General features: G+C 69.7%; 14 protein-coding genes and 1 pseudogene. 6 read left to right on the top strand and 9 right to left on the bottom strand.

The genetic code is table 11. The features are described from left to right. Positions 1-60: 60 nt before the first annotated feature. Both ABD093_RS05910 and ABD093_RS05905 read right to left on the bottom strand, forming a co-directional pair. Positions 61-678: a hypothetical protein gene (locus tag ABD093_RS05910; protein WP_343923111.1), complete on the bottom strand. Its 618-nt coding sequence runs from the start codon at positions 676-678 to the stop codon at positions 61-63. A 94-nt stretch (positions 679-772) separates the two neighbouring features. Further along, entirely contained in the window at positions 773-1102 is a 330-nt protein-coding gene (locus tag ABD093_RS05905) for a GrpB family protein (protein ID WP_226851010.1), read from the bottom strand. A 165-nt stretch (positions 1103-1267) separates the two neighbouring features. On the opposite strand from ABD093_RS05905, the gene ABD093_RS05900 reads away from it, so the two are divergent. From ABD093_RS05900 to ABD093_RS05875, 6 genes are all read left to right on the top strand, one after another. After that, entirely contained in the window at positions 1268-1543 is a 276-nt protein-coding gene (locus ABD093_RS05900) for a type II toxin-antitoxin system ParD family antitoxin (protein ID WP_193119333.1), read from the top strand. Positions 1544-1699: 156 nt separating this feature from the next. Beyond that, a complete protein-coding gene (locus ABD093_RS05895) occupies positions 1700-1993 on the top strand; it encodes a hypothetical protein (RefSeq protein ID WP_193119334.1) in 294 nt (97 codons plus the stop codon). A 130-nt stretch (positions 1994-2123) separates the two neighbouring features. Further along, positions 2124-2555, top strand: a complete 432-nt coding sequence (locus ABD093_RS05890; RefSeq protein WP_193119335.1) for a VOC family protein — start codon at positions 2124-2126, stop codon at positions 2553-2555. Positions 2556-2818: 263 nt separating this feature from the next. Beyond that, on the top strand, positions 2819-3193 hold the full coding sequence (locus ABD093_RS05885) for a YciI family protein (protein ID WP_193119336.1): 375 nt from the start codon (positions 2819-2821) through the stop codon (positions 3191-3193). 21 nt (positions 3194-3214) lie between these two features. Further along, complete coding sequence (locus tag ABD093_RS05880) at positions 3215-4477, top strand: RNA polymerase sigma factor (RefSeq protein ID WP_193119337.1); 1263 nt, start codon at positions 3215-3217, stop codon at positions 4475-4477. After that, complete coding sequence (locus tag ABD093_RS05875; protein ID WP_343923105.1) at positions 4474-5358, top strand: aminoglycoside phosphotransferase family protein; 885 nt, start codon at positions 4474-4476, stop codon at positions 5356-5358. Before ABD093_RS05880 ends, ABD093_RS05875 begins: the two co-directional genes overlap by 4 nt. A gap of 18 nt (positions 5359-5376) precedes the next feature. On the opposite strand, the gene ABD093_RS05870 is transcribed toward ABD093_RS05875, so the two are convergent. The 7 genes and pseudogenes from ABD093_RS05870 to ABD093_RS05840 all read right to left on the bottom strand — a co-directional run. Then, positions 5377-6348, bottom strand: coding sequence for a GNAT family N-acetyltransferase (locus tag ABD093_RS05870; protein WP_193119339.1), 972 nt, complete (start codon positions 6346-6348; stop codon positions 5377-5379). An 80-nt stretch (positions 6349-6428) separates the two neighbouring features. After that, complete coding sequence (locus tag ABD093_RS05865) at positions 6429-6698, bottom strand: type II toxin-antitoxin system RelE family toxin (protein WP_319021707.1); 270 nt, start codon at positions 6696-6698, stop codon at positions 6429-6431. 25 nt (positions 6699-6723) lie between these two features. Continuing rightward, positions 6724-6972 (bottom strand): type II toxin-antitoxin system prevent-host-death family antitoxin, encoded by a 249-nt coding sequence (locus tag ABD093_RS05860; protein WP_193119340.1) that lies wholly within the window; start codon positions 6970-6972, stop codon positions 6724-6726. Between the two features lie 71 nt (positions 6973-7043). Continuing rightward, positions 7044-8255, bottom strand: coding sequence for an MFS transporter (locus ABD093_RS05855; RefSeq protein ID WP_193119341.1), 1212 nt, complete (start codon positions 8253-8255; stop codon positions 7044-7046). A gap of 159 nt (positions 8256-8414) precedes the next feature. Beyond that, positions 8415-9515 (bottom strand): phospho-N-acetylmuramoyl-pentapeptide-transferase, encoded by a 1101-nt coding sequence (gene mraY / locus ABD093_RS05850; protein WP_193119342.1) that lies wholly within the window; start codon positions 9513-9515, stop codon positions 8415-8417. Positions 9516-9700: 185 nt separating this feature from the next. Next, complete coding sequence (locus ABD093_RS05845) at positions 9701-10138, bottom strand: GNAT family N-acetyltransferase (protein ID WP_193119343.1); 438 nt, start codon at positions 10136-10138, stop codon at positions 9701-9703. Positions 10139-10432: 294 nt separating this feature from the next. Beyond that, positions 10433-10642: pseudogene (locus ABD093_RS05840) on the bottom strand (hypothetical protein); the annotation flags it as partial.

Genomic DNA, 10642 nt, shown 5'->3' with positions numbered 1-10642 from the left:
AGCAGCCGCCGCACCATCCCAGGCCTCCTCGCCTCAAGCCCCCACCGACCGGGAGTGTTGCTACGACGCTATGACACCACCCTCGGGCGCTGCGACGAATTCCGGGTCGACCTCGGCTCGGCTCGCGCTGTAGAGCTCGTACGCCCCTCGAGAAGTCGCCGGTCCGAGAGGCGCGCGCAGCAGGGCAGCGACGTCGGCGGCGTGCGCGTCCTGAGCGGTGGCATGTCGATGGTGGGTTCGTCCTTCCCGGCGATCAGCAGCGACCATCCGGTGCACGAGGGACTCGCGGAGAATCCCGAGGACCAGGTGGAGACCGATCAGGTCGTTTCCGCGTCCGAACCGCGCGGCGGCGAGGGCCGCGTCGAACCGGACCTCGTTGTCGGAGGCCGGGGCCGGGACGTCCGCCTCGGCACCGGTGATCGTGAGGTCGATCCGTCGACCGTCCTCGAGCACGAGGCGGATCACCTGCCTGTCCGCGTCCCGCGCCGTCTGGGACGCCCAGATCCGAGCGCCCAGCACCGAGCCGAGATCCACGACCGAGGTGGTGCGGACGGCGACATCGAGATCGCTCCACGAGTCCAGGGAGTCGGGCTCGACCACTGAGCCATACGGAGTCACCTCGGCGTCCGGGAGTCCTCTGCAGAGCTCGGCAAGGGAGTCGATCTGCCATCTGCGCATAGAGACAGGCTATGGCCCGGAGATCTGGTGGATCTGGTTCGCGGATTCCTGATCTCGGCCAGCACCAGACATCGAGGACGGAGACCAGAACTCTTCACCGATATCGGGACCGTCGACGCCAAGCTCTCGCCTCGAGCATGAGCCCGTCGACAACGTCCTGCTTCAGGTCGACGTACAGAGAGCGACGCTCCCGATGCTCCCGCGCGAGGGAATGTTTTGCCGACTCGTAGCGATCAGCTGCTGCTGGCACAGCGCGCAGGAAGTCCCTGAACACCAGGTACTCCTCGAGCGTCGCCGAGCCGACGGGCTCGATGCGGGCACCATGCAGCACTGCTGCAATCTCGGCGGCGCTCACGGAAAACCTCTCCGGCCAGTCTCTGTCGTACGGAACGAGTTCGACCACCGTGTGCGCCCTGTCTGCCATGGCTTCACGATACGGCGGCGCCTGAAACTGTCCTCCTGGAAGCTCTCCTGAACTGGCCGCCTGACTCCCGCGGCGATCGAAGCCAGAACGGGCACTGGACGTGCACTGGCGCAAGTGGTCCCCAGGAGAGATGATTGGCATAAAGTGCCAACGGAAGGAAACGCCATGGCAACTCGGAATGTCGTCCTCAGCGACCATCAGCACGAGCTCGTGAACTCCCTTGTGACCTCAGGGCGATATCAGAACGCCAGCGAGGTCCTCCGTGCCGGCCTTCGCCTGCTCGAGCAACGGGATGCAGAAGACGCGGCACGCCTTGCCGCGCTTCGTGCAGCTGCCGACAGAGGCTGGGCCGACGTCGCGGCGGGTCGCTTCCGTGACGTCGACGACTCCACCCTCGACGGCCTGATCGCACAGCTCGGGGAACCCGGCGCCGAGTCCTGACGGCTCCAGACCACGCCCGGCGTCAGCCATCGATGTCCACCCCCGGTCGGACCCTGGCCATCCCGCGGACGGATCCGTCGGCCCCCACCCCGTTCCTACGCTGAGTTCACCTGCCCGGGACACCGCGCGGGACCGCCTCGGAACGAAGGGATCGCCTTGACCACCTACGGCACGATCACCCCTCACGGAACCGGCAAGGGCACCGCCAGCCTGCTGCTCGGGGTCCTCTCCCTCCTGGCCGGATGGACGCTGATCGCCCCCGTGCTGGGCCTCATCCTCGGGTTCATGTCCCGCGGCAGCGAGCCGTTCGCCCGCGGCCGCGCCGCCTGGGGGATCCTCCTGAACCTCCTCGCGATGATCGGCTGGATCATCGGCGTGGGCCTGCTCCTCGCGACAGGGGTCGGTGCGGCGCTCTGGAGCCTCGACCTCGGGGCCCTGTTCGGCGGCTGATGCTCCTGCACCTCCGCGCTTCTGCACCCGGGGCCTCCTGCACCCCGGCTGTTCCACTCGTCGGCCCGGGGGCCTACGCTCACTCCAGAGCGCCCGGCATCCTGCCCGCGCCGACGTCGAGGAGGACGCCATGCCCGCAGCCCTGCACCCCTACCTGAACTTCCCCGGAACCTCACGCGAGGCCTTCGAGTTCTACGGCCAGGCCCTCGGGGCGATCCCGCAGTTCGCCACCTTCGGCGAGTTCCACGCCGTCCCCGAGAGCGACCCGAACGCCGACAAGATCATGCACGGGTCCCTCGAGGTCACCGACCTGATCCGCCTGTACGTCTCCGACCACGTCGAGGGCATGAGCCCCGAGGGCTTCGTCCCGGGCAACAATGTGTCCCTGTCCCTCATGGGAGACGACGAGACCCTGCTGCGCAGCGCGTTCGAGCGCCTCTCCGAGGGCGGCACGATCACGATGCCGCTCGAGAAGCAGATGTGGGGCGACGTCTACGGCACCTTCACCGACCGGTTCGGGATCATCTGGCAGGTCAACATCAGCGCTGCCGAGCAGGCCTGAGCTCAGAGGTATGCGCGGGTGATCAGCTCCAGGTAGTGCCCGGAGGGGTCCAGCAGGCACACCCCTCGACCTCCGTGCCCGTGGTTGATCTCCCCGGCAGGTAGACAACATGCTGGGGCGTCGTCGGCCGACCGGAAGGTGCCGGCGTCAGCCTGTCCGCAACCCCGTCGCCCCGGACATGTCGAGAACCCCGGATCTGTTCCGACCACAGGACGGAGACGCCGCACGGCGACTCCTCTCGACCCCTCTTCGAAGGAGCAGTCATGAAGTACGTCATCCTCATCCACTCGAACCCGCAGCCCTGGGGCCACCCCACCGCGGACTATCTGCCCGAGCACCAGGCCCTCCCCCAGGAGGAGCGCGATGCCGGCGGAAAGGCGTTCGACGAGGGTTTCGCCGAGGTCATGGACCGCGGAGAGCTCGTGCACGCCGAGGCGCTCGGCGCCCCGTCGGCCTCCCGCCTGTTCCGGTGGAAGGACGGGCAGAAGGTCGCGATCGACGGCCCCTATGCCGAGGGCAGGGAGCATCTGGCGGGGTTCTTCGTCATCGATGTCGACACCCTCGAGCGCGCCGAGGAGATCGCGAACCTCTTCGGAGCGCGCGGCGAGACGATCGAGCTGCGCCCGGTGATGAGCTAGGGCCCGACGGGTCCTGAACGCATGGCCGACCTGACGGCGGAGGCCGACGCGTGGAAGGACGTGTGGCGCGATGAGGCGCCGCACGTCCTCGCCGCGCTGCTGCGCCGTCATCGGGATCTCGCGGACTGCGAGGACGCCGTTCAGCTCGCGCTCCTCGCCGCCGCCGAGCAGTGGCCGCGCGACGGCCTGCCGACGACCCCACGCGCGTGGCTGCACCGGGTCGCCTCCCGGCGCCTGGTCGACATCATCCGGGCCGACGCCTCCCGGCGGGACCGGGAGGCACGCGCCGCCCGGCTCGAGGTCCGCGACCTCGGAGACCAGAACCTACCCGAGGACGACAGCGGCAACAGGGACGACGGGGACGACGGGGACGACACCCTGACCCTGATGACGCTCTGCGCGCACCCCGCCCTGACCGCGCCCTCGCAGGTGGCGCTCACCCTGCGAGCGGTCGCCGGTCTCACGACCGCGGAGATCGCGACCTGCTTCTTCGTGCCCGAACCGACCATGGCGCAGCGGATCAGCCGCGCCAAGGCCACCCTGCGCGCCCACGGGGCGATCTTCTCCCCTCCCACTCCGGCCGAGCTCCCGTGCCGGCTCCATGCCGTGCGCCATACCGTGGCCGCGATCTACACGCAGGACCACTCCCTGGCCGAGCGGGTGCGCGGGGCAGATCCGCTGCTCGGGGAGAGCGCCGTGCGGCTGGCCCGGGAGGTGCATCGTGCGCGGCCGTCGGAACCGGAGAGCGCGGGTCTGCTGGCACTTCTCCTGCTTACCCACGCCCGCTCACCCGCCCGCCTCGACGCGGCCGGGGAGATCGTGCCGCTCCCGGAGCAGGATCGCCTGCTCTGGGACCAGGACCTGATCGCGGAGGGCATCGCGCTGCTCATTCCGACGCTGAGCACCGGATACGTCGGCGCGTTCCAGCTGCAGGCCGCGATCGCCGCGGTGCACGCGGAGGCCCCGTCGTTCGCCGCGACGGACTGGCCGCAGATCCTCGAGCTCTACCGGATGCTCGAGCGCGTCGACCCGACCCCGTCGGTCGCGCTCGGCCTCGCGGTCGCGACGGCCGAGGTGGCGGGGCCGCAGGCCGGTCTCGATCTGCTGGCCCGGAGCCCTGAGCAGAGCCACCGCCACCAGGCGGTCACCGGGCACCTCCTGGCCCGGCTGGGCCGGGAGGCCGAGGCGAGGGAGGCGTTCCTGCGCGCGGCCGAGGGCACGCACAGCCTCCCCGAGCAGCGTTACCTGCTGCGTCTCGCCGGCCACGGCAGGATGACCTCATGATCACCGCGCCCTCCTCGTTCCGTCGGATGCCGCGCTGGTGGCACGACGAGCCCGGACGGGCGTGGCTGGACCGGCTGCCCGCGCTGGTCGCCCGACGGTGCGAGGACTGGGGCCTGGAGGTCGACGGAGACCCCGTGCACGGCTCGAACGCCCTGGTCGTCCCCGTGCGTCAGGGAACGCTCGGGGCAGCGCTGCGGCTCTCCCCTCCCGGGGACGATCTGGCTCTCGAGTGCGCGGCGCTGCGGCACTGGGACGGCCGCGGGGTCGTGGAGCTGCTCGACAGCGACGAGGCGGCGGGCGTGATGCTGCTCGAACGCCTGGACCCCTCCCGCTCCCTGTCGGCGCAGACCCCGCAGCGCTCCGCCGCCGTGCTCGGCACCCTCACCCGCACTCTCGCCGTCCCGGCCCCGGGGACGGTACCGAGCACGGGCGAGATCGCCGCCGACGAGGCCCGCGCGGCCACCGCCCGCTGGGAGGCCCTGGGTGAGCCCGTTCCGCGCACGCTCCTGGAGGCTGGGATCGCCGCCGCGGGCCGACGCGCCGCCGACGATCCCGGGCACGGCTCGGTCGACGGGGACCTCCACGACCAGCAGGTCCTCGCCGGGACACGGCATCGGTGGACGGTCGTGGACCCGGTGCTGCTGCGCGGGGACCGCGAGTACGACGTCGGCCGCGTGCTGTGGTCGCGCCTGGACGAGCTGCCGGCCGATGAGGACGTCCGCGGGGCGCTGGGCGCCTTCGTCGAGGCGGCGCAGATCCCGCCAGGGCGGGCACGGGACTGGGTGCTCGTGCGCTCCCTGTCCTACCTGCTGTGGGGACTGGAGCACGGCCTGACCCGGGACCCGCCGAAGTGCCGGCGCCTGCTGGAGCTCTTCGCCTGACGGCCAACTCCGGGCCGATCAGCCGACGGGCCCCTCGAGGATCGTCAGCTGATCGGCGGTGTGGAAGCCGAACGCGCGGTTCAGCGCGAGCATCGCGGCATTGTCCAGCGCCGTATAGGTCTGCACCCAGCGGGCCCGCCCGGCCTCCTCGAGCGTCATCAGGTTCTCGAGGTTGGCGAGCTTGAGAGCCCGTCCCACGCCGTGGCCGCGATGGTCGCGATCCACGAGGGTGTCGTCCTGCGTGATGATCTCGGGGTCGTGGCGGCTGACGAAGATCTCCGTGTAGCCCACGCTCACGCCGTCGAGCCGGGCGAGGCTGCGCACCAGGATCCAGCCCTGGTCCGCCATCCGCTGCTCCCCGCGGCGCACGGAGTCCACGTCGCCGCGGGAGGCGGGACGGGTGAGGTCGCCCATCGGCACGTCCTCTTCCATCTGCGTGGTCAGGCGCGCCCAGTCCTCGAGCACGTCGTCCGGGCAGGCACCGGTCCACGACCGCACCTCCACCTCAGACGGTGCCGGGTGCTGCGCACGCAGCACCTCCAGGTCTATGGGAAGGTCGAGCAGGAGCCGATGCTCCTGGTTCCCGACACGCAGCCCGAGCTCGGTCGCGAAACCCTTTCCGGCCTCGGAGTACGTCTCGGCCTGGACGATCTCGGCCACGCCGCGCAACCGAGCCCTCACCGCCTCGGCGAGGGCAGTGCCCACGCCCTGACGGCGGGCGTCGGGCAGCACGGAGATCTCCACCTCGGCGGGCTCCCCGGGGTCCGCGCTCGCGCTCGCAGCGCCGACGGGCCGTCCGTCCAGCGTCGCGACCAGCAGCACGGACGTCCGTTCCGGCTTCGGGTCGCCGTACTGCGCCAGCACGGCTTCGTCGCTCGCCCACCAGGCGGCCTCGCGCCCGGCGTTGAACCCGTCCCTCAGCAGGGCGTTCCAGGCAAGGAGATCCTCCGCGCGGGTCGGATCGACGTCGGTGATCTGCACGGTTCTCATGCACCCATCGGATCACGACTGTCTGCTGCCGCGCGACTTCTTTCCACGGTGTCGCGCGATTCGACGTCCTCCGCCGTTCGTCAGCGATAGACCTCTCTGCGGTGCCCTATGCGCACAACCTGGATCGAGATCTTCCCGTCCAGAATCTCGTAGACGATTCGATAGTCCCCGACACGGATTCGGTAGGCGCCCCCACCATCAGTGAGCTTCGTACATCCTTCAGGACGGGGATCCTCGACGAGTGCTTCGATCGCTTCTACGATGCGCTTCCGCTGCTTCTGCGGCTGGATCTTCCGCAGAGCCTTCGCAGCGTTGTTGCTGTAGTCGATCCGGTCCGCTGCAGGCAGCACGGGAAAACTGTCTGAGCCGGACTGCTCAGAGTCCAAGCTCAGCCATCAGTTCACGATGGGAGACCCGCGGCTCATCACTCTCACGAGCCTCGTTCGCCGCCTGTGCGTCGATCTGGTCCTCGAGCGCTTCGATCGCGCGGTCGAAGAATTCCGGGGAGACCACTACGGCCCGACGCTGCGCACCCCGGGAGGTGATGACGAGGGGCTCGCGATGGGTGGAGGCGATGAGGTCGCTCTGCCGGGCACGGAACTCGGACATGCTCACGCTGTTCATGACGTAAGCGTACAACTTGTACAAGATGTACGCAATGCGTTTCCAGACCGCCCGCGCTGCACACACCCCGCTCAGCGAACGGGTTCGAACTCCTCGGACCGGTCCTCGTCGGGGATGGAGCGCGGAGCGGTCGAGGGGGCCAGGAACACGGCCACGAGCACCACCGCGAGCGGCACCACGAGGGCGAGACGCAGCCCGATGTGCTCGCCGAGGAAGCCCAGCGTGGGCGGGCCGACGAGGAACGCCAGGTACCCGATGGTCGAGGCCAGGGCCACGCGTCCGGCCGGGTTGGCTCCTGAGTCGCCTGCTGCCGAGAGCGCGAGCGGGAAGCCCAGCGAAGCGCCGAGGCCCCACAGGATCACGGCGGCAACGGCCACGCCCTGGCTGTCGACGAACGAGATCAGCGCGAGGCCCGCCGCGGCGAACAGCGCGCTGACCATGAGCACGCGGGCGCGGCCGGCCCGGGCCACGATCGGTCCGCCGGCGAAGCGGCCCACCGTCATGGATGCCGCGAAGAGGGCGAAGACGCTCGCGCCCATGGTCGCCCCGAAGCCGTGGCCGTCGACCATGACCAGCGGCAGCCAGTCGGTGGCGGTGCCCTCGGCGAGCGCCATGGCCAGCACGATGCCGCCGATGAACAGCAGTCGGGTGTCCTTCCAGATCGCGGGGCCGGGCGTCGCGGCCTGCTCCGTGCGCTGCTGGGAGGAGACGAGGCCGGTGCCGGCGGGGATCGAGCGCAGGGCCCAGATCAGCAGCACAGCGCCGAGCGCTCCGGTCAGCGATAGGTGCGCGGCGACGGGGAACCGGACCGCGTTGGCGAGGATGCCGAGACCCGCACCGATCACGGTGCCGAGGCTGAAGCACCCATGCAGGGCGGGGAGGAAGGGGCGCCCACCGATCCGTTCGACGTCGGCCCCCTCGATGTTCATGGCGACCTCGCCGCCGCCCATGCCGGCGCCGAACAAGGCCAGCCCGAGCGCGACCAGCACGGGCAGCCCGGCCATGGCTCCGAGTCCGATCGTGGGCATGGCCAGCACGATCAGCGACGATCCGACCAGGACGACGGGGCGGGTGCCCCACCGCATCACGAGCGGTCCGGAGGAGAGGATCCCGATCATCGAGCCGACGGACAGACCGAAAAGCACCATGCCCATCTGCGCGGTGGAGACCTCCAGCAGATCGCGGACCACGGGGGTGCGGGTCACCCACGCGGAGACGCTGAGGCCGGGCAGCAGGAACAGCGCGTACAGCGCCCAGCGACGGCGACGCAGAGGGATGGGCACGAGGGCTCCTCGAGGGGATGGCAGGGCGGCGGGGCCGACGACGGGGCGACGGGATCCGCCGCAGTGCACGGGCGTACACACCGTGCAGAGCAAACCTATCCCCGTTCGCACGGGAGCGGGAGAGGGGCCCGGCCCTCGGGAGAGCGGCGGCACAGCGCGTCACCCGTCGAGGAGCACCCACTCCCCGTAGAAGATGCCCAGGCCCGCCGCGACGCAGATCCCACAGATGATCCAGAAGCGGATCGAGACCGTGATCTGCTCCCAGCCGAGCATCTCGAAGTGGTGGTGGATCGGGGTGATCAGGAAGAGCCGCTTGCCCACGCCGCCGTTGCGGCGCTTGGTGAGCTTGAAGTAGCTGACCTGCAGGATCACCGACATGGTCTCGAACACGAAGAGCCCGCCGAGGATGACCATGAGCAGCTCGGTATGGGTCATGATCGCCATGCCGGCCAGGGCGCCTCCGAGCGCGAGCGATCCGGTGTCCCCCATGAAGAGGCGCGCCGGGGAGGTGTTCCACCACAGGAAGCCGATGCAGGCGCACATGATGCACACCGCCACCAGCGCCAGGTCCAGCGGGTCGCGCACCTCGTAGCATCCGGTCGACGTGACCCGTTGGCAGTTGTGGATCCACTGCCACACACCGATCAGCACGTAGGCCCCGAACACCATGACGCAGGCACCGGCCGCCTGGCCGTCCAGACCGTCGGTGAGGTTCACGCCGTTGCTCGCCCCGGTGATCATCAGGACGGACCAGGCGACGAACAGCAGCAGGCCGATGACGGTGCCGAGCACGGCGAGGTCCACCCAGGTATCGCGCACGAAGGAGATGCGGAAACTGGCCGGGGTGATCCCCTCGCGGGGGAACCGGGTGGCCAGGAGGGCGAAGCCGACCGCCACGACGATCTGGCCCAGGAGCTTCTGCCCGGAGCGCAGGCCGAGGGACCGCTCGCGCCTGATCTTGGTCCAGTCGTCGAGGAAGCCGATGAACCCGACCCCCGCCATCAGGAACAGCACCAGCAGCCCCGAGATCGTCGGCGCGCTCCAGGTGGCCAGGTGCGCCAGGGCGTACGCGACGACCGTGGCCCCGATGATCACGAGACCGCCCATCTGCGGGGTGCCGCGCTTCGAATGGTGGCTGGTGGGGCCGTCGTCCCGGACGAACTGGGCCCAGCCCCTGCGCTGCGCGAGCGCGGTGTAGGAGCGGGTGCCGACCAGACTGATGGCGAGGGCGACGACGGCGCCGAAGAAGACGAGGTTCACCGACGCGCTCCCTCGAAGCGGTCGAGCTCGGAGCCGTCGGGCAGGATCGGGTTCATCTGAGGGCCATTCATTCGTCGGTCCATCCGTGGGGGAAGTCCGCCCGGGTCACGGGGGTCGAAGGGTCAAGGTATCGCAGTGCCCGGAGATGCCCTCCCGGCGAGCGCCGCACACGGACTGTCCCGGGATCAGCGGAAGGCCTTCTTGAAGTACGTCGCGGACTCGTCGTACCCGATGGAACGGTAGAAGCCCTCGGCCCTGCGGGTCGCGACGGCGAGGTAGGCGATGTCGAAGTTCTCCGTGGCCCACTGCTCGGCGGCAGCCATCAGCGCACGGCCGCATCCGGTGCCGCGCTGGTCCTCCCCCACCATCAGCTCCTCGACCCAGCCGATCATCCCGTCGGCATGGAACGCCTCATGGACGAGTACGTGCACGTAGCCGACGAGGCTCCCATCGTGCTCCGCGACGAGCACCGCGGCGCGGGGATCCTCCGTGATGCCGCGCAGGCCGGCCCGGAAGCGCTCGCGCGTGGGCTCGTACGAGGTGGCGAGGGCCGAGGCCAACGGCCACAGCTCCGCCTCATCATCGACGCGCGCCTCACGGATAACCGGTGTCGTCTCTGCCATGTCGGCACGCTATCTCGCACTGCCACACGGCTGCCGACCTTGACGGATGCAGGGGCCCGATCACGGCGACCCGCAGAGAAGATGCGGGACAAGTCCAGCACACGTCCTGGCGCCGCTGGCGCACGGCTCGCCGAGGGCAGACCCTCCTGATGCCACGTTGAGGTGGTTGGCGCTGCACGACGGACAGATCTGTCACGAAATACCCGGCGGGGACCCTACTCGCAACCGTGGCGACGCCATTGTCTGTGACTTCGTTCGTTAATCGGCGGGGTTCTTCAGACGCTGTATAGCGGGTCAGGTGACTCCGATGACCAGGGTGCTCTGGGCGGCTTCGATGACGTCGTTGGTGATGGTGTCGATTTCGTTGATTCTCAGCACGCGTTGGATCTGGGGGAGGACTGCCGCGCGTTTAGGTGACAGTTTGACCTGACCTATGGCCTGGTTTCCACTCTCGATCGCTAGCTTCCGGTGGTTGCGAGTGCCTGCGGGGTGCGGGCGAGGTCG

Origin of the sequence: Brachybacterium tyrofermentans (assembly GCF_039526165.1) — a bacterium.
Taxonomy (GTDB): Bacteria; Actinomycetota; Actinomycetes; order Actinomycetales; family Dermabacteraceae; genus Brachybacterium; species Brachybacterium tyrofermentans.
This window is presented reverse-complemented; position numbering and strand designations above follow the sequence as displayed.

Bases quoted from the DNA above. Each gene is read 5' to 3' on its own strand.
- ABD093_RS05890 (WP_193119335.1), top strand. From the start codon at position 2,124: ATGCCCGCAGCCCTGCACCCCTACCTGAACTTCCCCGGAACCTCACGC.
- ABD093_RS05885 (WP_193119336.1), top strand. From the start codon at position 2,819: ATGAAGTACGTCATCCTCATCCACTCGAACCCGCAGCCCTGGGGCCAC.
- ABD093_RS05910 (WP_343923111.1), bottom strand. From the start codon at position 678: ATGCGCAGATGGCAGATCGACTCCCTTGCCGAGCTCTGCAGAGGACTC.
- ABD093_RS05900 (WP_193119333.1), top strand. From the start codon at position 1,268: ATGGCAACTCGGAATGTCGTCCTCAGCGACCATCAGCACGAGCTCGTG.
- ABD093_RS05870 (WP_193119339.1), bottom strand. From the start codon at position 6,348: ATGAGAACCGTGCAGATCACCGACGTCGATCCGACCCGCGCGGAGGAT.
- ABD093_RS05875 (WP_343923105.1), top strand. From the start codon at position 4,474: ATGATCACCGCGCCCTCCTCGTTCCGTCGGATGCCGCGCTGGTGGCAC.
- ABD093_RS05860 (WP_193119340.1), bottom strand. From the start codon at position 6,972: ATGAACAGCGTGAGCATGTCCGAGTTCCGTGCCCGGCAGAGCGACCTC.
- ABD093_RS05880 (WP_193119337.1), top strand. From the start codon at position 3,215: ATGGCCGACCTGACGGCGGAGGCCGACGCGTGGAAGGACGTGTGGCGC.
- ABD093_RS05905 (WP_226851010.1), bottom strand. From the start codon at position 1,102: ATGGCAGACAGGGCGCACACGGTGGTCGAACTCGTTCCGTACGACAGA.
- ABD093_RS05845 (WP_193119343.1), bottom strand. From the start codon at position 10,138: ATGGCAGAGACGACACCGGTTATCCGTGAGGCGCGCGTCGATGATGAG.